Source organism: Pseudomonas sp. SLFW (assembly GCF_009905615.1).
In the GTDB taxonomy this organism is placed as follows: domain Bacteria; phylum Pseudomonadota; class Gammaproteobacteria; order Pseudomonadales; family Pseudomonadaceae; genus Aquipseudomonas; species Aquipseudomonas bambusae.
The window spans coordinates 345,340-367,066 of the sequence record NZ_JAAAKW010000004.1 but is presented as its reverse complement, the minus strand read 5'-3'; the positions used below and the strand labels follow the sequence as shown (position 1 = coordinate 367,066).

The following is a 21,727-nucleotide window of genomic DNA, read 5'->3' as shown; positions in this document are numbered from 1 at the left end:
ACGTTTTTTGCCGAGCCGCCGGACCGCTCGCCATGTCGCATTTCGACATGCACAATCCTGTACAAGCCGCTAGGGTATGAACCGAAACCTTCCATAACAACATCAAGGATCGACCCATGACGCTGCCTTTCGCCCGCTCCTTTCTCGCCAGTACCCTCGCGCTGAGCCTCGCCTTTCTGGCCGTTCCCGCTGCCCTCGCAGAACCCCATAAACAAGTGCAAGCCGATGCCGAGCAGTACAAGGACGAAGCGCTGAAACTGCTGGAACGTCTCGTCAATATCGACACGGGCTCCGGCTATGAGCCCGGTCTGACGCAGGTACGGGAAATCACTGTCGAGGAACTGAAAAAACTCGGCGCCACCATCGAGACCATTCCCAATACCGCGCCTGACAAAAGCAGCCATGTAGTCGCCACCCTCAAAGGCACCGGCAAGGCGAAAATCCTGCTGATGGCGCACATGGACACTGTGTTCAAGGAAGGCTCGGCCGCCGCCCGCCCTTTCCACATCAAAGACGGCCGCGCGTATGGGCCGGGGGTGATGGACGACAAGGGCGGGATCGTCGCCGGACTTTATGCGCTGAAGATTCTGAAGAACCTGGACTTCAAGGACTACGCGCAGATCACCTTCCTGCTCGACGCCAGTGAGGAAACAGGCTCCAAGGGCGCGACCGAGCTGATCCAGAAAGTGGCGAAGCAGCACGATGTGACGCTGAACCTTGAACCGGGTCGTCCTGCCGATGGTTTGGTGGTGTGGCGCAAAGGCAGCGCGACGGCGGTGGTCGAAGTGAAAGGCAAGGCCTCCCATGCCGGGGTCGCGCCGGAATTGGGCCGTAATGCGGCGATGGAGGCTGCGCACCAGATCCTGCAACTGGGTCAGTTGGGCGACGCCGAGAAGAAAACCACCATCAACTTCACCGTGCTCAATGCCGGGGATCGGGTGAACGTGATCCCGGATCAGGCAACGGCCAAGGCGGACGTACGCGCAGCGGTGCCGGAGGAATTCGACCGCATCGAAAAAGACCTGGCGCGGGTCTCGGCCAACAAGCTGATTCCGGAAACCGAAGTGACCACCCACCTGGACCGTGGCCTGCCACCGATGCCGCAGACCGCGGAGTCGGACAGACTGGTGGACATGGCGCAAGGCATTTACGGCGAAATCGGCCGCAAATTGACCATCGAAGGCAGCGGCGGCGCGGCGGACGCCAGCCTGTCGGCAGGGGTTGGCGTGCCGACGCTGGACGGCTTCGGCATCGTCGGCGGCAATATCCACACGCCGGAGGAATACGCCGAAGTGGACAGCGTCTCGCCACGGATCTACCTGCTGACGCGGATGATCATGGAACTGGCGAAGGCGAAGTGACTGATCGCCACGCTGGATACGCATGACCAAGGGTGAGAGCGGACCGTTCGTGAACAGGCGCAGACGATGGATATGCGTCGGATGTGCCGCCGTCTCGCGAATGAATGTGCTCCCACCGTAGAGACCGTGCGCGCCTCAACGCGCGCGGTGAGGCACGGACACGCTCAGGCGGTCCACAGAGTGCCGGTCAACCCTGTTCACGCACTCGACGGGCTTCGTAGGACTTGAGGTTCAGGTAGACGACATCAAGGGGCGAAAGGCCGTCCTGTTTCCGGCTACCCCGCCGGGCAACCATGTCACCAATCAGATGCTCGACTTCGATGGTCGCGCCCCGCTCCACATCTCGCAGCATCGACGCCGTCATTTTGGAGCCTTGCGCGGTCAGCATGGTCTGGAAACGTTGGCGGACTTCCTCCCGAACGCCGTGACTGGCTTGCGCGGCGACGGCTGCGCATTCTGCAAGGAGCTCAAGAACAAACGACTCCCCTCCGCTGGCGATCACATCCCCGATGCTTGCGCGCAGCGATCCCGTCACGCCGGCGAGCGTGGCAATGAAACACCACTTTTCCCACATTTCCTGAACGATCTGCTCACTCAGCGTGGCGACGAATCCTGCATCGGAGAGGGCTTCTTCCACCTTGAGAATTCTCGGCGTCCGCGCACCCTCCAACTCGCCGAAGGTGATCTGATGAAGCTCGTTCAAGTGCAGAATCTTGCCCGACGCGTCGCGGTCCACCGAGATGAACGCCAGACCGCCGAGCACGTTGTCCGGGCTGAAGCGCTTGCTCAGTCGATCCAGATGAGACATGCCGTTGAGCATCGGCAGAATCAGCGTGTCAGGCCCCACCGCAGCCGCGAAAGACTCCATGGCCGCATCGAGGTCGTAGGCCTTGCAACTGAGCAGGATCAGGTCGAACGTCGTGTTCAACATGGACGTCATGACATGAGGGGGCGATGGGTAATCGATATCACCCGCCGGACTGCGAACAATCAGACCGTTCTGGTCCAGCTCTTCTGCTCGTCCCTGTCGTACCAGAAAGGTCACGTCACGCCCGGCTTCCAGCAACCGGCCACCGAAGTAGCCCCCAATCGCACCTGCACCCACGATCAAAATACGCATGTTCTGTCGATTCCTCGTCGAGACGGTCAGAGTGTTCGGACACTCCAGAATAGATGCCCGGAACAGATGATGGCGCCGACTCTACCCAAAAGTTTCATGATGACCAACATATTGCAGGCAAAAAAAATCCCGGCCCGCGCAGGCGGTCCGGGATGTCGATGCAGCAAGGCCGGGTCAGGATTGAGCGTTGGCCAAGACTGGCCAGAGGAACGGATGGCGCTGCTCTTCGCGGCTGACGACCTGTTTGCGGCTGAGGCTGACCGGTTGCAGCACAGGCTGCTGCAAGCGCTGAATGACAGCGTCGATGACGGCTCCGCTGGCATCGTGGTGGAACTGCCAGACGCCATAAATGCGCCCGTCAAATGAGGCTTCGCTGCCCAGTCGAGGGTCTACGCCCAGCCCTGCACCCAAGCCGAACAAGTGAAGACCGTAGAGCCGCTGTCCATGGCTGTCGAGCGGGCAACCCGACGGGTCGGAATCCACGCCGCCTTTGACGGCCATCAGGTTGATAGCACCACCGCCCGCGTAACTCAGCGCAGGCAGCAAGGGCTGATAACCGGTGCACTGGACCACCACGTCGGACTCCAGCAACGCCTGGCGCGCACCTTCGTATTGGCCTTGCGGACCGTTCTGAGTTTGCAGCAGTTGCACCCGCACGCCCGTCTTGCCGATGTGCCCGTTGGCCAGCGCCTCGCGTCCGACGTCCAGCGCTCGATAGCGCAAGCCGCCCGAACGATTGACGCGACCGGACACCGGGCACACGTCTCTCAGCGGGTCGAAGGCATAACCGGCATCGGTTGCCGCCTGCGCGGTCTCGTAGAACAGCCGGATGGGAGAACGGTGCACCAGCGTCACTTCGGCCAGGCCTGCGAACTCCAGCGCGTCCGCCAGATTTTCCAGCACTGAAAACGCGCTGTGCGAACCGCCGACTACGCTTATCCGGCCCTTGCCCGCCAAGGTGGGCGCAAAATAATCCCGCAGTTGCACGCCATTCATGCGCAACAGCAGATCAGCGCTCAGCACCCGCGATGACGGCGGAACGGCGAGGCCTTGATCCGCGAGGCTGTCAAGCAAATGCTGGGGGTCTTGACGCCCACCGAGGTTCAGCACGACAGCGCGGCAGCGAATACGCCGGGAACGCCCCTCGGACTCGACCCACACCTGATACTCGTCGTCGTGGCTCACCACTTCGGTGATCGTCGTACTGGTCCACAGCTTGACGCCGTAATGTTCGACGATGAAATTCAGCACCAGGGTCGAGGCTTCCGCCAGCAGTTCGGCGACATCTGCCAGTTGCGGGGCGCTCTGCGCCTGTCGGCGGATACGCCAGTAGGCAGGCGAATGCTCAAGCGGCTCGAATACGTCACGCAGCGCAGGATCGCGAAGACAGTCGAGGAACACGTCACCCACGGAGTTCGCGGTAATCCGGTAATCCCCAAGGCGACCCGTACCCGGTGTGGGGCTCGCGTCGACAATGATCAGGCCTTCCTTGGCAAGCTCCGGCATTGCACCGCTTTTCAATGCATTGAAAAGCAATCCCATGCCTGCAGGCCCGGCACCCCCTACAACACAACCGCAAACGGTTTCCAGATGATCTCCATACATAATCTTGACTCCGAACTTAGTCGATGCTTTGAGTGCAGCCCGAAGACTGAACCCTGAAGGACAGGCACAACCCGCTGCCCGCGCTGACGTGACTTCCATTTATGTCAAACTGGATACTGACAACTAATAAGTTGATAACAAACTCGGGGTGCGACTACTGTCACAAGTGGCCGTGTGCGCCAATGCTTGAAACAAACGTATCTCACCCGGCCCGGGCAGTACTCCGTGGTACTTTTAGGCGTTTACAGACACTTACTCAAATGTCGGATACCACTGATCGGCACACCATAAATGGCATGTTTGTCAATGAGTTGAAAAAACGAGCGATGAATTTTCAGAGACGCTACCGCCCTGTCGCCGGACGTCCTTGGTGCAGCATCTGAGGTGCCAAGTTCAATAGGTAGTTGGCTATCCAGAGGCCCGTTACTATCAAAACTGTAAAGCGATAGTTTCAAAAAACCTGAGAAGTGTCAAATTTTCGAGAAAATGAAGAAATCGGTGTTTACACGTTTCAACATGCTGATTTAAATAGGTTTTATATTTTGACGACAAAATACTGGCAACCCACGGCGGACCCATCGATTTTTAAAATAGAAAAACAGTATGTTGCTCCTCAATGCCAGAGGCTGTGCTTTAAAAGTTGGACGCTTATTTCCCACTAAACAGTCGACTTTCTGCCGCCAATAACAAGTAATGATGCGGCCGATGCAAAAGACACGCATTAAATGATCAGCAGCCAATGCCAGGCAATTTAATGACGCCGGTTTTACTGAGGTGTGACATCGCGCTCAACCCCGACGCCAAATTTGACAGCCGATGAATGGCGCCCTTTCCAGTCAAAAAAACAGAACTATTTCAAGCAGATCCTGCTCCATTGTCAGGCTTACGCTCACTTTTGAATGGATATAGAGGTCGCCGCCATGAATGCTGAGAAAAACCTTCGGTCCAGCATTGCCGAAATCGATTACTCACGGGACACCTTGTTCGGCCCGATCCCCATGCAGGCGACGTGCAGAGTCCGATTGGCGACGATCGAACACGACGGCCACACCTTGCGCGAGCTGACCATCATCGGCGACGTTCCGGACTACCTGTCCAAATCAGCGATCATTCGGGTCGCGATGGACGGCCGGATAGAGGCAGGTCCTGTGCGTGACCATTACGCGACGCAAGACAGCGGTGAGGCGCAATTCAGGCTGCTGTTCGAGAATGAGCATCGGCGACGCACGCACTGAGGGCGTCAGCCTGAGATCGGAGGCGAGATTCTTTTGGACGATCAATGTCGAGGGCGTTGGGCCGAGGCACGCACGCCGGTCTCAGCGTGTAATTCGTCAGTGCGCTGCATCAAGGCGCGGGTCAGCGCCCCACCCTCTTGAGACGTATCGTTTTCCACCGGCGAATATCCGCCGGCTCCTGCGCCCGAACCGGGCTCGTCTTGCCGGCCATAGCGCAAGCCATCGAGCTTGGGCGCGGCGTCGAGAATCGGGTCGGGCGGCAACAGGCGCTGACGCTCAAGCTCCGTCATCGGAGGTTGAAACGAGGCATTTCTGGCTTCCAGGCGTTGCAGCATGATCAGAATCGCCGCCACACACACCAGCACAATGCCCAGCAACGCACCAACGCCTATCATCACCTTGCGTCGGCGAAGCATCTTTGTGAAGGATTCACCCTCTGCAAACGCTTGGGTGGTTCCGGGCCGAGACTCCGCCATGCATTCCCCTTGGCCTCAATTCAGATCGTGATCGGCATGCCGCCGCCGATGGCGACCTAAGATAAAAGGTAAATCAACGCTTTGCCACTGGCTTTTGCAATGCCACTCCTCGGCGGGCGCGGCACGTCGCACCACCAGCGGTCATGGCTGAGGCAGGGCCAAAGATTCAACACGATAAACGCTCATATTTTCTCTTCATTCGAATGCGCCAGCGTGAATATAACGTTCATTTGCGCACGTATGAAAACATCCCGTTATTGATGCCGAAGACATAGATAGAAAGTAGTAAAGATTGGAGAAGCTTTACGTCGAACGCCGAGCAACCCTGAACAGCAAAACGCCCAAGACTATGAACTCGTCATGGGCGTCCTATCAATAAAAACCGGAGATCGTTCAACTGGCCAAGGCGTGCCTTTGCAGGTGTTGCGTATTGATCAAGTCGGCCCGCAATTCAGAAATCAGCTCGCAGAGCGCACGACTCGTATCCAGCTTGTCCAGCTTGATACCGCTGGCCAGCAGCTCAACCCGCTCTGTGAGGGGGTCAATGACTTCAACGGTCATGGTGTCGTCCAGGACGGTGCAATTGCAACGCTTGGGCAGAAACGCACTTTCTATGATGCTACGCAATTCAAGATTCGAGAGGGTGCATGCAATCATTGGCGATATCCTCCAGAGGCGCTCCCTGTTACCACATGAACAGTGGTCCGCCTAACTAACGGTCGAAAGTCTGCCGAGGCTTACTTCCTCCAATTCGTCATTTAAACCTCAGGGTTTTTGGCGAACAACCCAGTTATACGCCTCGCCCAAAAGTGAAGCAACCGGCCGAAAAAGTGCACGCTATTGGGGAACTGCATAGGGCGGAAAAAGAAAAAACGTTTCACCCGTGCGAACAAGCGGAATACTGACGAGGTTTACATCGAACACGCGCGGCGTGCGATCGAAGTGAGTGCTGTCATGGTGGATTTTTGGACCGGCCATTCGTCGGTCGCCCGAAAGCGTACCGACGAATGACGCTGATCGCGATCACGCGTGAGGCAGGCGCAGATGAATCAGCGCCACGCGATTGCCGCGCTTGTCCAACCGTTCTTCGATGGCGAATGGCTTGAAACCGAGCTTGGGGTAAAACAGCAGGCCAGGCACGTTATGGTTGAAACAGGACGCAGTCAGCTCTTTGGCTTCGTGTTTGCCGAACGCCAGCTCCATCATGCAGCCGATCATGTAGCGGCCCACGCCCTTCGAGCGAGCGTGAGGCGCGATGATGACGTTGCCCATGGAGCAGCGGCCACGAAAATCGTATTTGGAGAAATTGGCAAACCCGACCACCTCGCCGTTGAGCTCGATGACGGTGTTGTCCGAACGCTGCTCGATGGCGTCGCTCAGTTGTGCAGGGGTCAGCGGAAACACCGCCTTGGGAAACATGTAGAAGAGCTCGTCGACACTCTGGGGCATGTCACAGATAGCCGGGATGTCTTTTTCTTCCAGGGGGCGATGTATGAACATGACGGTTAACCTCTTGAAGAAACAGGAGCTGAGCGGAAACTATAGGCCAAACACTGGCATCAAGACATCACCGAAAGGTCGTAAGCGCACATATAGATGTCATTCCGATGATGCCGACCCGCGCAAGCCTGACTCCATAGGACACTTTTTCCGGAAAAATGTGCCCGAGTGTTTCGATGAATTGCCCGAACACGCGAACAACCCGCTGCAACCCCCTGATCCGACTGAACTTATTGCAACCGGGCAGAACGCCCGCGCTGTACCGCCCTTTCATGCAATTTGCATGAACGTCGGATACTTAAACATTTTCAAACCATTGATAAATAAGGAATTATTCATACAAGGCCGACTGGCACAACCGCTGCAATGATCCCCAGCGAAGTACCACATTATTCGCATGGAGCAGCACAACATGAACGTCACGCCTGATTCTTATCCTGCCGCCGTAGAAGAACCCTCCTCCGTCTCAGGTGTGTCCTGGGGCGCCATCCTTGCCGGTGCCGCTGGCGCCGCTGCGTTATCACTGATTCTCGTCTTGCTGGGCTCGGGCCTGGGCTTCTCGGCCATGTCGCCGTGGGCCAACGAAGGCGCCAGCGCCAAGACCCTCGGTATTTCCACCGTGGTCTGGCTGGCCTTCACCCAGATCGTCGCCTCGGGCCTCGGCGGCTACATCGCGGGCCGTTTGCGCGTGAAGTGGTCGAACATGCACGGCGACGAAGTGTATTTCCGCGACACCGCTCATGGTTTCCTGTCTTGGGCCATTGCGACCCTGGTGGCGGCGGTATTGATTGTCGGTTCCGTCAGCGGTCTGGTCGGCAGCGGTGTAAAGGCTGGTGCCAGCGCGGTAGCCGGTGTGGCCGGTACTGCAGCGGTTGCAGCGGGTAACACCAGCAGCGACCAGTACGGCTACTTTGTCGACAGCCTGTTCCGTGATGACCGCCCTGCCGCCGTCAGCGACGACGCAGCCCGTGGCGTCGTGGTGCGCATCTTCACTAAGACCCTGGCCAACGACGGCCAGCTGGCACCCGAAGACCGTACCTACCTCGCGCAACTGGTCGCTCAGCGCACCAACCTGAGCCAGGCCGATGCCCAGGCTCGCGTTGACCAAGTGTACGGTCAGGCCAAACAGGCCGTTGCCGATGCCAAGCTGAAAACCCAGCAGGCTGCTGAAACCGCTGCGAAAGTCGCGGCTGCCAGCGCCCTGTGGACCTTCGTCGCGCTGCTGTGCGGTGCCTTCGTTGCGAGCCTCGCCGCGATCTGGGGTGGCCGTCGTCGTGACGCCGTGACCTACGTTGAAACCCGTGCCTATACCAACACTGCCAACATTCGCTGATCAAGGAGATCCATCATGCGCTCATTACTTCTGTGGTTCCTGGGTGTGCCTATTCCGGTGATCATTCTGATCGCACTGTTCATGCACTGACACTGATGCACTGACAGAGTCGTAGACAATCCGCGCGGCGCCCTTCGCAACACAGGGCCTGCGCGGATTTTTTTCGTCTGGCGAAAAGCGATCCCGTGTCAGTTGCCGGACATCTGCGCCTTCATGTAATCCACCAGCGTTCGCTGCACACTGGTCAACAACCGGTTGCCACTCACCAGCGCCAGCTCGCTCGGTGGCACGGGCGCAAACCCCTCCTCCACGCTCAACAGCCGATGATCGTCGAGCATGGCCGACGATGGCAGCAGGCTGATGCCTAAGCCCGCCGACACGGCCGCCTGAATACCCACCAGACTCTGACTGGCGAACGCCACTCGCCAACGCCGCCCGGACGACTCCAGCGCGTGCACGATGCGGTTGCGGTAGATGCAGCCCTGCGGATAGACCACCAACGGCACCGGGTCCTCGATGACCTGCACACCACGCCCCGCCACCCAATTCACCTGCTCCGGCCAACTCGCCAATGCGGGCTCCTGTTTCGGCGAGCGATCACGCTTGACCAGCGCCAGATCGATGTCCCTGCTCTCCAGCCGGGCGTGCAGATCGACGCTCAGGCCGTTGACGGTGTCGAGACGAACGCGCGGAAAAGCCCGCGCGAAGCCGGACAGCAACGTCATCAGCCGTTGCACGTCAAAATCCTCCGGCACCCCAAGCTTGACCACCCCGGAGTCGTCGCCGCCGCACAGCACGCTATGGGCTTCGAGCGCCAGCGACACCAGACGCCGCGCATAGCCAATCAGGCGCTCGCCGTCTTCGGTGAGTTCGATGTGCTTACTGGCGCGCTGGCGCAGCAGCAACGGCCGCCCCAGATGCTCTTCGAGTTTGCGAATCTGCTGGCTGACCGTGGACTGCGTGCGATTGACCCGCTCGCCTGCTTTGGTGAAGCCGCCGGAATCGACCACTGAGACAAAGGTGCGCAGCAATTCGAGGTCGAACATGGCAGGCCTCTAACATTTGATTAGCGAATTAATCTGACAATTTAATTTAATTTTACGATGAGCACCATGGCTTTTAAGGTGGACGTACACACCCGTTCACGGAGCCGACCATGATCCTTTCCACTTACACTCGCCCGCGCTGGATCACCTTCGACTGCTACGGCACGTTGATTCAATGGGACGAAGGCTTGCTGAGCTACGTCCGCGAACTGCTGGAACGCAAAGGCAGCGCGACGCTGGACACCGACGCGTTTATCACGATTTATGACCGTCACGAACACCGTCTGGAGCAGCCCCCACCGCACCAATCGTTCGCCGACATCTCGCGGCAGTCGATGGCGCTCACGCTGGATGAGCTGGGCCTGCCGTGTGAGCCCGAAGACGCCGAGGGGCTGATCCGTCGCATCGGCCAGATGCCGCCGTTCCCGGAAGTGCTGGCCGCGCTGAAATGGCTGAAGGATCAGGGCTTTCAGCTGTGCATTGTCTCCAACACCGACGACGACATCATCGCGGGCAACGTTGCGCAACTGGACGGCCACATCGACCGGGTTATCACCGCACAACAGGCGCAGGCCTATAAACCGAACCATCAGTTGTTCCTGCACGCGCATCAGCAATTGGGCGTCGGCATCGACGAGGTGTTGCACATCTGCGCCAGCCCTCACCTGGACCTCGAAGCGGCCAAGAGCATGGGCTTTCGTTGCGTGTGGATCGACCGCGGGACGAAACGCAAACCGTTGACGGACTACACTCCAGACGCGACGCTGCCGGACCTGTCCCGTGTGCCGGACTATCTGCGCGGCAAGGGCTGGGCCAACGAATAAGGAGACGAGGCATGGCGCACGACTTGCGTATCAGTCAGTTCAACGAACAGCACTACCACGACCTCGATGCCCCTGCCGTCAAGGCAGCCCGCGTCGATCTGGCCGCAAGCCTGCGCATGGCGGCGCGTCTGGGGTTGAGCGAGGGCATTTGCAATCATTTCTCGGCGTTGGTGCCGGGGCATCCGGAGCTGTTTCTGGTCAACGCGTATGGCCTGTCATTCGAGGAGATCACGGCGTCGAATCTGTTGATCTGCGACTTCGACGGCAACGTGGTCATGGGCGACGGCAAACCCGAAGCGACGGCGTTCTACATCCACGCCCGCCTGCACCTGCACAAGCCCCGTGCGATGGCGGCCTTTCACACGCACATGCCCAACGCGACGGCGCTGGCAATGCTTGAAGGCGAACCGTTGGCGTGGGCCGGGCAGACCGCGCTGAAGTTCTACGGGCGAGTGGCGGTGGACGAGGATTACAACGGTCTGGCGCTGGACAACCGGGAAGGCGACCGGATCGCAGCGTCGATGGGCCAGGCCGACATCGTGTTTCTGAAGAATCACGGGGTGATGGTCACCGCGCCGAGCATCGCCCAGGCGTGGGACGACCTGTACTACCTGGAACGCGCGGCGGAGGTGCAGCTCAAGGCGATGAGCAGCGGGCGACCGCTCAAGCCGATCGAGCCCGAAGTGTTGCTGCGCACGGCCCGGCAGATGAGCGAGGAAGACCCCGAAAGCGCGCGGGCGCATCTGGAGAGCGTGAAGCGCGTACTGGCGCGGCATGAGCCGGATTTTTCGGATTGAGCGACGAAAAAGGCCCCCGAAGATTCAAGGAATCGACGAGGGCCAAGGCACTGCGCTCACAGTTCGGTTACAGGGTCAGCACGTCGTTACGGCATCCCCAGCCAGTTCGGCAACGCCAGCGAAATGAACGGCACGTACGTCACCAGAATCAGGAACAACAACAGGATAGACAACCACGGCAAGGCTGCGCGGATCGTTTGTCCCAAAGTCAGGCCCGTCACCGCCGAGGTCACGAACAGGTTCAGACCCACCGGTGGATGCACCAGACCGATCTCCATGTTCACCACCATCACGATGCCGAGGTGAATCGGATCGATCCCAAGCTTCGTGGCGATCGGGAAGAAGATCGGCGCCAGGATCAGCACGATCGCCGAAGGCTCCATGAAGCTCCCGGCCACCAACAACACCACGTTGACCATGATCAGGAAACCAATCGGCGTCAGCCCTTCGGAGATCACCCAGTTGGTGATCTGCTGCGGGATCTGCTCGGTGGTCAGCACGTGGGCGAACAGCATCGCGTTGGCGATGATGAACATCAGCATGATCGACAACCGACCTGACTCCAGCAGCACTTTCGGGCAATCGCTGATGCGCATGTCCTTGTAGACGAACAGCGCGATGAAGGCTGAGTACACCGCCGCCACGGCCGCGGCTTCGGTCGGGGTGAACATGCCGCTGTAGATCCCGCCGAGGATGATCACCAGCAACAACAGCCCCCAGAACGCCCGGCGTGCCGTGGCCAGCCACTGACGGAACGACACGCGCGGTTGCGCAGGCAGTTTCTTGACCCGGGCGACGATGTAAATCACCACCATCAGGATCACGCCCAGCAGAATCCCCGGCACGACACCGGCGATGAACAGTTTGCCCACCGAGGTTTCGGTCGCCGCCGAGTACACCACCATCACGATGGACGGCGGAATCAGAATCCCCAGCGTACCGGCGTTACAGATGATCCCGGCGCCAAACTCCTTCGGATAGCCCGAGCGCACCATCCCCGCCACGGCAATCGACCCCACCGCTGCCACCGTCGCGGGCGAAGAGCCCGACAGCGCGGCGAACAGCATGCACGCCAGCACCGCCGCAATCGCCAGACCGCCGCGAATGTGGCCGACGCAGGCGTTGGCGAAGTCGATCAGACGTTGCGCCACACCGCCGGTGGTCATGAACGCGCCGGACAGCAGGAAGAACGGAATCGCCAGAAAGGTGTAGCTGTCGGACGTCTCGAACAGCTTGATCGCCAACGAGCTCAATGAGTCCGGGCTGAACAGCAGGATCGAGGTGGCACCGGCGAGCCCCAGGGAGATCGCGATCGGCACGCCCAGGAACATGAACACGAACAGCAACAGGAACAAACAGATAACCGTCATCAGTGTTGCTCCTCGTTAGGGTTGGCCAGTTTGCTGGCTTCTGCCGCTTCATCGGCCAGGCCCAGGCCGGTCTGACGATGGGTCCAGATGCGGTAGAGGATTTCCAGATACCGGGCGATCACGAGCGCGAAGCCGATGGGCACGATGACCGTGATGTAGGCGACCTTGACGCCGTAGCGGTCGAGGTCTTCGGCCCCGATGCCCGCCACGAACAGCGCCGACACCCATTTGTAGCTGGCAATGAGGAACAGGCCGGCATAGGCCAGGCAGCAGGCGCACGCGAGCATCGCAAGAAGGCGCTGCACCGGTTTGCTGGTTTTTTTCACCAGCGCGTCGACGCCCAGGTGACCCGCCGTGCGCACGCCGTAGGACACGCCGAAGAAGATCAGCCAGCCGAACAGGGCTTTGGTCAGCGCCACGCTCCAGGTCATTTCCTGGGCATACCCCATGGTGTGGTCGCCAAGGAACGAGAAGAAATCGCTGGTGACGGTCCATTTGTCACTCAGCGTGTAAAACAAGGTGTAGATGTTGTTGAGCGCCACGTAGACGAACGTCACGAGCGTCATGGCAGCCAGCAGAAAGGCAATCATGCCCTCCTCCAGATGCTCCCAGAGTCGCGTCAGCGATTGCATAAGAAATCTCCGCACATAGAGAGAGCGGCCACCCCCCTCTTCAAAGAAGCGGGTGGCCACGCAGGTCTCGGGGACCTGTATCGATCAAACCGTCATGCGGGCGATCAAGGCGCCTTGTTCGAGTCGTCAGCGGCCTTGATCAGGTCCGGACCTATTTCTTCGGCGAACTTGTCCCAGACCGGCTTCATGACTTCGCGCCATTTGGCCCGCTGTTCAGGGGTCAGGGTCACGATTTCGCTGGTCTTGGAATCGATGATTTTCTGCTTGGCGGTCTGGTTCAGGGCTTCAGCCTGTTTGTTCACCTCGACGGTGACCTGATCCATGATCTTCTGCAGCTCGTCACGCACGTCAGGCTGCAGGCCGTTCCAGAACTTGGAGTTGGTGATGACCATGTAGTCGATCAGGCCGTGGTTGGACTCGGTGAAGAACGGCTGCACCTCGTTCACCTTCTGGCTTTCATAGTTCGACCAGGTGTTCTCGGTGCCGTTGACGGTACCGGTCTGCAGGCCCTGGTAGACCTCGGCGAAACTCATCTTGCGCGGGTTTGCTTTGAGCGCGACGAACTGCGCTTCCAGCACGCTCGACGCCTGAACGCGGAATTTCAGGCCACGAGCGTCTTTCGGCTCAACCATCTTCTTGTTCGCCGACAGCTGCTTCAGGCCGTTGTGCCAATAGGCCAGGCCGTGAATGCCTTTGTCGTCCATGGAGGTCAGCAGCGCCTTGCCCTGCGGGCCTTGCTGGAACCGATCGACAGCGGCCAGGTCGTTGAACAGGAACGGCAGGTCGTAGATTTGGGTTTTCTTGGTGTATTGCTCGAACTTGGCGAGGGACGGCGCCAGCATCTGCACGTCACCAAGCAACAGCGCTTCCATTTCCTTGCCGTCGCCGAACAGCGACGAGTTCGGGTAGACCTCGACCTTGACCTTGTCTTTCAAGGCGGGATCGGCCGCTACCATTTTCTGGAACATCAAGGCGCCCTGGCCTTTCGGGGTGTTTTCCGCCACCACGTGAGCGAACTTGATGACGACGGGGTCAGCGTGGGCCATACCGGCCACGGACACTGCAGCGGCGCAGAACAGCGCCTTGGTCAGCTTCAACATCGATATCACCTTTTTATTTTTGTAGGAGCTTTATAGTTTTTGGAGCAGTCGGTGGATCATGAGCGTTGTGCCATCTAACGATGCCCAACCCTGCGTGTTTCGAGAATCAGCTTTTATGTAAGCCAGCGTTCGGTGGAGCTGAACGCCAACCTGTTACGGTGATTCATCCCCAAGCGCTAGCCAGACGCCGCGCAGCTAGAAAGTTAGCAGGCTAATGAAAAAGTGCCACTATTCGGCGCGGCTGAATGCAGGACACTCTGCGAGAACTATGTGAGGCGCCAGAGGTTACGACGGCAGCGAAGGCGGTGTGCTTGGCAGACTCGCCCCCCTGTGGGAGCGAATTCATTCGCGAGCGGCCAGCACATCCGACATATCTCTGTTGCCTGGAACATTTTCGCGAATGAATTCGCTCCTACAGAGGTCTTGCGTGTCAGCCAGCGGCCAACGCCAACAACCGTTGCGCCCGTTGCAGCACCGGCGCATCGACCATCTGCCCGTCCAGCTGAAACGCCCCTGCCCCACCCGCCGCTGTGCTGGCTTCCACCACGCGCCCGGCCCAGGCCAGGTCATCGGCACTGGGCGCGAGGGCGGCGTGGATCACCGGCACTTGTTTGGGGTGAATGCACAGGGCGCCGCCATAGCCCATGTCATAGGCGTGACGAATCACACGGTGCAGACCGTCGGGGTCGCCGATGGCGGGGTGCACGCCGTCCAGCGGAGGCAGCAGATCAGCACCTCGGGAATGCAATTGCACCGACATGCGCGCCTGATCGAGAAACAGCTGGGCGGCCTCGGTGCCGGTGTTGAGATTCAGGTCTAGCGCCAGGTCCAGCCCGCCGAACGAGAGGCGCTCGACCCCCGGCGCACGGGCGATTTCCGCGAGGGCCAACAGCCCCTTGGCGCTTTCGATGATCGGCAGCACCGGCTTGCCTATAGCGTGAACAGCGGCCACGTGGGCGGCGCTTTCCACCTTCGGCAACAGCACGCCAGCGACGCCAGCGTGCTGTTTGCAGAACGTCAGGTCCGCACTGTGTTCGGCATGATCCGGCGCATTGACCCGGACCCAGACTGCCGCTTCTGGATTAACCCGAAGAAACGCGCCGAGGTTGTCCCGGGCCTCACGCTTGAGCGGCTCTTCCACGGCGTCTTCGAAATCGACGATCACCGCGTCGGCCCCGGCGGCCAACGCCTTGGCGAAGCGCTCGGGTCGGCTGCCGGGCACGAACAGCGCGGAGCGGATGATGGATGGGGGCATGGTCTATATCCTTGTGAAATGTGTTCTGTGAGAGCGAATTCATTCGCGAGACGTCGTTGAGACCGATGGAAATGCGTCGGATGTACCGGCCAATCGCGAATGAATTCGCTCCCACAGTGAAACCGGGTCCGCCATAAAATCGCGGCCAGACGGCGACCTAAACCACCCCGGCCTTCGCCATCCGCGCTTGGTCGTCGGCGCTGAAACCCAGCTCGCCCAGAATGCTCGCCGTGTGCTGCCCCAGCCCCGGCACGCCGTCCATGCGCGGGGTGAAGGCGCCGTTGCGACCCGGTGGCAGCAACGAGGGCAACGGGCCGGACGGGCTGTCCACTTCGCGCCAGCTGTCGCGGGCCTTGAGTTGCGGGTGATCCCACACGCCTTGCATGTCGTTGACTCGGGCGTTGGCGATCTGCGCGTCTTCAAGCCGCGCGACCACTTCATCCACACTCAGCGTGGCAAAGCCTTCGACGATGATCTGCCGCAGCACCTCGCGGTTTTCCGAACGCTTGAAGTTGGCCGAGAAACGCTCGTCGGTGGCCAGCGCCTTGTCCAGCAGCACCTTCTCGCAGAACAGCGCCCACTCCCGCTCGTTTTGCAGCCCGAGCATGATCGTGCCACCGCCCCCGGTCGGGAACGGGCCATACGGGTAGATCGTCGAGTGCGATGCTCCGGCCCGAGGCGGTTGCGGCGCGCCGTTGTAGGCGTAGTACATCGGGTAGCCCATCCACTCCACCAGGCTTTCCAGCATGCTGACGTCGATGCGGCTGCCTTCGCCCGTCTTGTCCCGCAGCATCAGTGCCGAGAGGATGCCGGTGTAGGCGTACATGCCCGCAGCGATGTCGGCGATGGAGCAACCGGCCTTGGCCATGTCGTTTTCACCGGGGCCGCCGGTCACCGACAGGAAGCCACCTTCGCTCTGGATCAGCAGGTCGTAGGCCTTCTTCTTTTCATACGGGCCGCCTTCGCCGTAGCCGGAAATGTCGCAGACGATCAGGCGGGGAAAGCGTTCGTGCAACGCCTCGAACGACAGGCCCATGCGTGCGGCGGCGCCGGGCGCAAGGTTCTGCACCAGCACATCGGCCTGGCCCAGCAGCGATTCGAGAATGTCGCCCGCCTCGCCCTGTTTCAGGTCGAGGGTCAGGCTTTCCTTGGAGCGGTTGGTCCAGACGAAGTGCGAGGCCAGGCCGTCGACGCGCTGGTCATAGCCACGGGCAAAGTCGCCGACGCCAGGGCGCTCGACCTTGATCACGCGGGCACCGAGATCAGCGAGCTGGCGCGTGCAGAACGGCGCCGCGATGGCGTGCTCCAGGCTGACGACGGTGATGCCGTCCAGAGGACGGGGGTTGTTTTGAGTCATGTTTTCCACCTCTCACGCATCCCTGTAGGAGTGAGCTTGCTCGCGATTGCGATCTGCCTGTGCCGAATACTCAAACTGACACACCGCTATCGCGAGCAAGCTCACTCCTACAGGTTCGGCGCATGCCTTAAATCAGATCGCTCAACGACTGCGCATCGCGCAGCTGCCAGACCCGCTCGATCAACGCCTTGCCCTGCTCCACCGAGCGGGCGCCGGAGAACGCCAGCAGACGCTGCACCTTGTCTTCCAGCTCAGGCCGCGACAGGGTGTTGCCCGGGTCGCCCTTCGGTTCGTCGATGGCGGCGGTCAGGGTGCGGCCGTCGGTGGTGGTGACGATCACGCGCCCCAGCCAGCGTGCCGGGTAAGCGCCGTCGACTTCAGGGTCCAGCTCCATCGTCACCTTCTCGCGGAAGGCCGCGACGTCGGCATCCACCAGCGCCAGATCGCGGAATTCGATCAACTGCGCGCTTCCATGCACGGCAATCAGCCCCAACACCGCGCCCATGGAAAACTTCGCCTGGTGCACGGTCTGCGGCACATCGACCCGGCCCAGCACGTCAATCGCGCCTTGGTGAACCCGGGTCACGACCTTGGCGATCTGGTCATGGCGCAGGCCTTCGCGCTGCATCAGGTGCAACAGCGCATCGGCGGCCGGATGGGTATGGCGGCAAGAGGCGTGGAACTTGAACGAAGTCTCGACCAGCGCCCAACGGGAGCCCAGACGATCCGACAACTTCGACGGATCGCTGTCCGTGGACATCCCCGCCGCCATGCCTTGATCACCTTCCAGAATATTGCGCGCGCCGGTCAGGCCGTCTTCGGTCAGGTATGCCGACAGCACACCGTCAGCCGCTGCCTTGGCGGTGTGCAGCTGTTTCGAATCCGCCGCGTCACGCAGGAATTCCCACAGGCCCGCCGCTTGTGTGCCTGCGGTGCCGAGCAGGTTGATGAACTGCTCCTGATTGAAGTTCAGCAGCTTGCCCACCGCCACGGCGGCGGCGAGGGTGCCGACAGTGGCCGTGGTGTGGAAGATGCGGTAGTGCGAACGGCCCATGAACTCGCCGATGCGAATCCCCGCCTCGTAACCCGCCACCGACGCCAGCAGCAGGTCTTGCCCGGATTTGTCCAGGTCCTGCGCCACCGCCAACACCGCCGAAAACACCACGGTCGCCGGGTGCAATACCGAGCTGTTGTGCAGGTCATCCTGTTCGACCAGGTGCGACGCCGCGCCATTGACCAGCGCCGCGAAATACGCCGACGTACCGCGACCGTTCACCAGAATTTTCGCCTTGCCGCTCGCCGGGCCGACCCGTTCGGCGTAACGCTCGAAAACGGGAATCGGGCGGGCGCCTTTGCTGGCCAGCGCCGAACCGATCCAGTCGAGGAACAGGTCTTCGGTGCGATCCAGCACGTGGCCAGGGATCTGCTCGTATTTCAGCTCGGCGAGGAAGCCCGCCAGTACCTGAGTGTGGCTTGCCTGGGTATGACTCATCTCGGTGTCCTCAGAAGCTGCGTGGCAGTTCGAGCAGGTGCTCGGCAACGTAGGAAAGAATCAGGTTGGTTGAGATCGGCGCGACCTGGTACAGACGGGTCTCGCGGAATTTGCGTTCGACGTCGTATTCGTTGGCGAAACCGAAGCCGCCGTGGGTTTGCAGGCAGGCGTTGGCCGCTTCCCACGACGCCTTGGCCGCAAGGTACTTGGCCATGTTCGCCGCTGCGCCCGCGTTCTTGCCGCTGTCGTATTCTTCGCAAGCGCGCCAGCGCATCAGGTCGGCGGCTTCGATTTCGATGTGGGCTTCGGCAATCGGGAATTGCACGCCCTGGTTCTGTCCGATCGGGCGGCCAAACACTACGCGGTCGCGGGCATAGGCGGCGGACTTTTCGGTGAACCAGCGGCCGTCGCCAATGCACTCGGCGGCGATCAGGGTGCGCTCGGCGTTGAGGCCGTCGAGGATGTATTTGAAGCCCTTGCCCTCTTCGCCGATCAGGCTGTCAGCGGGCAGTTCGAGGTTGTCGAAGAACAGCTCGTTGGTTTCGTGATTGACCATGTTGGCAATCGGCTGGACGGTCAGGCCGTTGCCGATGGCTTCGCGCAGGTCGACGAGGAAGATCGACATGCCTTCGGATTTCTTTTTCACCTCGGCCAGCGGCGTGGTGCGGGCGAGCAGGATCATCAGGTCCGAATGCTGAATGCGCGAGATCCAGACCTTCTGGCCGTTGATCACGTATTTGTCGCCCTGCTTCACGGCGGTGGTCTTGATCTTGGTGGTGTCGGTGCCGGTGGTCGGCTCGGTCACGCCCATCGATTGCAGGCGCAGTTCGCCGCTGGCAAGTTTTGGCAGGTAGTAGCTTTTCTGCGCGTCGCTGCCGTGACGCAGCAGGGTGAACATGTTGTACATCTGGCCATGCACGGTGCCGGAGTTGCCGCCGCAGGCGTTCACTTCTTCGAGAATCACCGAGGCTTCCGCCAGACCGAGGCCCGAACCGCCGTATTCGGTCGGGATCATCGCCGACAGCCAGCCCGCGTCGGTCAACGCCTTGACGAAGGCTTCCGGGAAGCCCTTCTCCTCGTCGATCTTGCGCCAGTATTCAGCCGGGAACTCGGCGCACAGGGCGCGCACACCTTCACGGATGGCATTGAGGTCTTCGTTATCGTATGGACTCATGGTCTGTGCTCACATCTGGCGGCGGCGCGACGGCCCGCTCTATAAAGGAAGAGATTCAATCGAAGGCGGCTCAGTCAAACACCACTTCGGCGCTCTGGGCCACGCCCGATTCGTTACCGGCCCACAGCTGCGCCTTGCCCGGCTCACTGATGCGGCCACCCACGCGGAACGGCGTCGGCACGTTCAGCGGGCGCACACCGCGATAAGCGAAATGGCGCACGCGCGCCTCGGGGTTGGCGCGGATGAACGCCCGCAGGTTGAAGGTGGCGATCATCGGACCGTGCACCACCAGCCCCGGATAGCCCTCGGTTTCGGTGACGTACGGGTAGTCGTAATGGATGCGGTGGCCGTTGAAGGTCACAGCGGAATAGCGGAACAAGAGGGTCGGCGTCGGCTCGATGGTCTCGCTCCAGTGGCCCTGCTCCGGCGCTTCACCGCTGTTGAGCTTCGGCGGATTGGGCTCGCGGTAAACGATGTCCTGCTCTTCGCGCACGCACAGTTCGCCGTTTTGCGAATAGTCATGACGCAGGGTGACGAACAGCAGCGAGCCGGTGCGGCCATGCTTTTCTTCGATGTGCAGGATGGTCGAGAGACGATGGGCATCGGCGCCGACGGTCAGCGGCCGGATGAACTCGACCCGGCCACCGGCCCACATGCGGTTGCGATTGTCAGCGGGAGGCAGAAACCCGCCGCGAGCGGGATGGCCGTCTGCGCCGAGTTGCGATTCGAACACCGGGTCCTGAAAGAAACACCATTGCCACAGCGGCGGCAACGCGTCGCCATCGGCAGGCACCGGCTCACCGAACGTGGCGGCGATGCGCTTGATCAGGTTGTGGCTCAGGTGATCCCGAGCCTCTTCGGTCCGACCGATCCAGGCGCTGAAATCCACCGGCGACTCTGACGCACTCATGTGAGAGAACCCTCTGCAATTTGTTGTTATGAGCGGATCATGAGAGCCTATCGGCATTCTGTGAATTTGCATTTGCGTATACCGGCGTTCATCTATGCTGAACGCCTTCACTTGTCCGGACATCCCCATGCACTTCGACCTGGCTGACCTGCGCCTCTTCATCCACATTGGCGAATCCCCAAGCCTGACCCAGGGCGCCCGCCGCGCCTTCCTCTCCCCAGCCGCCGCCAGCGCCCGGATCAAGGCACTGGAAAGCCAGCTCGACACGCGCCTGCTGTACCGCGACAGCCGTGGCGTCGAACTGACCCCCGCCGGTCAGCGCCTGCTCAAACACGCACGCCTGATCATGAGTCAGGTCGATTACCTGAAAAGCGAATTCACCACCTACGGCACCGATTCCGCCGGGCACATCCGCATCTTCGCCAACACCACGGCGGTGACCGAATTTCTGCCCGAAGTTCTGGCAGGCTTTCTCGCCCAGCGTCCCGGCGTGACGGTGGACCTGCAAGAGCGTTTGTCGCGGGACATCGTGCGCGGCGTGCTGGACGGCAGCTCGGACATGGGCATCATTGCCGGGCCTGTGGAAGCAGCCGGATTGCAGGTGATCCACTTCAGCACCGACCGCCTCGTCCTGACCGTTCCGGAAGGTCACGAACTGGCGACGCAGAAAACAGTCACGTTGAAGCAAACCCTGGCGTTTCAGCACATAGGCCTGCACGAAGGCAGCACGTTGTTGAGTTTTCTGCGCGATCACGTGGAGCGACTGGGGTTGAACCTGTCATTGCGGATTCAGGTGTCGAGCTTCGAAGCGATCTGCCGGATGGTCGAAGCGGGGGTCGGGATCGGCGTCATTCCCGAGTCCGCCGCGTTGCGGCATAGCCGGACAATGAAGCTGGTCACTGTTCAACTGGACGAGCCGTGGGCGGTGCGCGAGCGCAGCATTCTCGTGAGGGAACTGGACGCCCTGCCAGGGGTGGTCAGGGCGTTGATTGCGGTGTTGATGCCGGGTGGGCAGACTGCCGTCTAATCGCGATTCACCCGTCGACCCAGACACGATCTGCAGGAATACGATCTGTGGGAGCCGGCTTGCTGGCGAATGCGTCAGTTCTGAGAACATCGGAGTGAATGCCACACCGCTTT

21 protein-coding genes are annotated in these 21,727 nt (G+C 60.6%); 7 read left to right on the top strand and 14 right to left on the bottom strand.

Annotated features, from left to right (window positions below; all coding sequences use genetic code 11):
- Window positions 1-116 precede the first annotated feature (116 nt).
- The gene (locus GVN17_RS10070) at window positions 117-1,361 is read left to right on the top strand and encodes a M20/M25/M40 family metallo-hydrolase (RefSeq protein ID WP_166595101.1); all 1,245 of its coding nucleotides are present in this window, start codon (window positions 117-119) and stop codon (window positions 1,359-1,361) included.
- A gap of 187 nt (window positions 1,362-1,548) precedes the next feature.
- Here GVN17_RS10070 and GVN17_RS10065 read toward each other — a convergent pair whose 3' ends face one another.
- Both GVN17_RS10065 and GVN17_RS10060 read right to left on the bottom strand, forming a co-directional pair.
- Window positions 1,549-2,481, bottom strand: a complete 933-nt coding sequence (locus GVN17_RS10065; protein WP_166595100.1) for a ketopantoate reductase family protein — start codon at window positions 2,479-2,481, stop codon at window positions 1,549-1,551.
- A 174-nt stretch (window positions 2,482-2,655) separates the two neighbouring features.
- The gene (locus GVN17_RS10060) at window positions 2,656-4,086 is read right to left on the bottom strand and encodes a pyridine nucleotide-disulfide oxidoreductase (RefSeq protein WP_166595099.1); all 1,431 of its coding nucleotides are present in this window, start codon (window positions 4,084-4,086) and stop codon (window positions 2,656-2,658) included.
- Window positions 4,087-5,006: 920 nt separating this feature from the next.
- Between GVN17_RS10060 and GVN17_RS10055 the strand changes: the two genes are divergently transcribed.
- The gene (locus tag GVN17_RS10055; RefSeq protein ID WP_166595098.1) at window positions 5,007-5,321 is read left to right on the top strand and encodes a hypothetical protein; all 315 of its coding nucleotides are present in this window, start codon (window positions 5,007-5,009) and stop codon (window positions 5,319-5,321) included.
- Window positions 5,322-5,362: 41 nt separating this feature from the next.
- On the opposite strand, the gene GVN17_RS10050 is transcribed toward GVN17_RS10055, so the two are convergent.
- The 3 genes from GVN17_RS10050 to GVN17_RS10040 all read right to left on the bottom strand — a co-directional run bounded on the left by GVN17_RS10050 (window position 5,363) and on the right by GVN17_RS10040 (window position 7,297).
- Window positions 5,363-5,797 carry a hypothetical protein gene (locus tag GVN17_RS10050; protein WP_166595097.1) on the bottom strand — a complete coding sequence of 145 codons (435 nt, stop codon included), beginning with the start codon at window positions 5,795-5,797 and terminating at the stop codon, window positions 5,363-5,365.
- A gap of 393 nt (window positions 5,798-6,190) precedes the next feature.
- Window positions 6,191-6,454 (bottom strand): DUF1652 domain-containing protein, encoded by a 264-nt coding sequence (locus GVN17_RS10045; RefSeq protein WP_166595096.1) that lies wholly within the window; start codon window positions 6,452-6,454, stop codon window positions 6,191-6,193.
- A gap of 366 nt (window positions 6,455-6,820) precedes the next feature.
- Complete coding sequence (locus GVN17_RS10040; RefSeq protein ID WP_166595095.1) at window positions 6,821-7,297, bottom strand: GNAT family N-acetyltransferase; 477 nt, start codon at window positions 7,295-7,297, stop codon at window positions 6,821-6,823.
- Here GVN17_RS10040 and GVN17_RS10035 point away from each other — a divergent pair.
- The gene (locus GVN17_RS10035) at window positions 7,290-7,667 is read left to right on the top strand and encodes a hypothetical protein (protein ID WP_166595094.1); all 378 of its coding nucleotides are present in this window, start codon (window positions 7,290-7,292) and stop codon (window positions 7,665-7,667) included. The genes GVN17_RS10040 and GVN17_RS10035 overlap by 8 nt on opposite strands.
- Window positions 7,668-7,709: 42 nt before the next feature.
- Entirely contained in the window at window positions 7,710-8,630 is a 921-nt protein-coding gene (locus tag GVN17_RS10030) for a hypothetical protein (RefSeq protein WP_166595093.1), read from the top strand.
- Between the two features lie 188 nt (window positions 8,631-8,818).
- Here the strand turns inward: GVN17_RS10030 and GVN17_RS10025 are convergent, their stop codons facing one another.
- A complete protein-coding gene (locus tag GVN17_RS10025; RefSeq protein WP_166595092.1) occupies window positions 8,819-9,676 on the bottom strand; it encodes a LysR substrate-binding domain-containing protein in 858 nt (285 codons plus the stop codon).
- A gap of 110 nt (window positions 9,677-9,786) precedes the next feature.
- Here GVN17_RS10025 and GVN17_RS10020 point away from each other — a divergent pair, with 110 nt between their 5' ends.
- Together GVN17_RS10020 and GVN17_RS10015 are read left to right on the top strand one after the other, a co-directional pair.
- Window positions 9,787-10,500 (top strand): haloacid dehalogenase type II, encoded by a 714-nt coding sequence (locus tag GVN17_RS10020; protein WP_166595091.1) that lies wholly within the window; start codon window positions 9,787-9,789, stop codon window positions 10,498-10,500.
- 11 nt (window positions 10,501-10,511) lie between these two features.
- Window positions 10,512-11,297, top strand: a complete 786-nt coding sequence (locus tag GVN17_RS10015; protein ID WP_166595090.1) for an aldolase — start codon at window positions 10,512-10,514, stop codon at window positions 11,295-11,297.
- Window positions 11,298-11,383: 86 nt separating this feature from the next.
- Here GVN17_RS10015 and dctM read toward each other — a convergent pair whose 3' ends face one another.
- The 8 genes from dctM to GVN17_RS09975 form a co-directional block, all read right to left on the bottom strand.
- Complete coding sequence (gene dctM, locus GVN17_RS10010) at window positions 11,384-12,667, bottom strand: C4-dicarboxylate TRAP transporter large permease protein DctM (RefSeq protein WP_166595089.1); 1,284 nt, start codon at window positions 12,665-12,667, stop codon at window positions 11,384-11,386.
- Window positions 12,667-13,299: a TRAP transporter small permease gene (locus tag GVN17_RS10005; RefSeq protein WP_166595088.1), complete on the bottom strand. Its 633-nt coding sequence runs from the start codon at window positions 13,297-13,299 to the stop codon at window positions 12,667-12,669. Before GVN17_RS10005 ends, dctM begins: the two co-directional genes overlap by 1 nt.
- A gap of 104 nt (window positions 13,300-13,403) precedes the next feature.
- Window positions 13,404-14,399: a TRAP transporter substrate-binding protein gene (locus GVN17_RS10000; protein WP_166595087.1), complete on the bottom strand. Its 996-nt coding sequence runs from the start codon at window positions 14,397-14,399 to the stop codon at window positions 13,404-13,406.
- A gap of 430 nt (window positions 14,400-14,829) precedes the next feature.
- Window positions 14,830-15,654, bottom strand: coding sequence for a CoA ester lyase (locus GVN17_RS09995; protein WP_166595086.1), 825 nt, complete (start codon window positions 15,652-15,654; stop codon window positions 14,830-14,832).
- A gap of 157 nt (window positions 15,655-15,811) precedes the next feature.
- Entirely contained in the window at window positions 15,812-17,011 is a 1,200-nt protein-coding gene (locus GVN17_RS09990) for a CaiB/BaiF CoA-transferase family protein (RefSeq protein ID WP_166595085.1), read from the bottom strand.
- A gap of 127 nt (window positions 17,012-17,138) precedes the next feature.
- On the bottom strand, window positions 17,139-18,503 hold the full coding sequence (locus tag GVN17_RS09985; protein WP_166595084.1) for an MmgE/PrpD family protein: 1,365 nt from the start codon (window positions 18,501-18,503) through the stop codon (window positions 17,139-17,141).
- Window positions 18,504-18,513: 10 nt separating this feature from the next.
- Complete coding sequence (locus GVN17_RS09980; RefSeq protein ID WP_166595083.1) at window positions 18,514-19,677, bottom strand: acyl-CoA dehydrogenase family protein; 1,164 nt, start codon at window positions 19,675-19,677, stop codon at window positions 18,514-18,516.
- 70 nt (window positions 19,678-19,747) lie between these two features.
- Window positions 19,748-20,587 carry a MaoC family dehydratase N-terminal domain-containing protein gene (locus GVN17_RS09975; RefSeq protein ID WP_166595082.1) on the bottom strand — a complete coding sequence of 280 codons (840 nt, stop codon included), beginning with the start codon at window positions 20,585-20,587 and terminating at the stop codon, window positions 19,748-19,750.
- A 127-nt stretch (window positions 20,588-20,714) separates the two neighbouring features.
- Between GVN17_RS09975 and GVN17_RS09970 the strand changes: the two genes are divergently transcribed.
- Complete coding sequence (locus GVN17_RS09970) at window positions 20,715-21,614, top strand: LysR family transcriptional regulator (RefSeq protein ID WP_166595081.1); 900 nt, start codon at window positions 20,715-20,717, stop codon at window positions 21,612-21,614.
- Window positions 21,615-21,727: the final 113 nt, after the last annotated feature.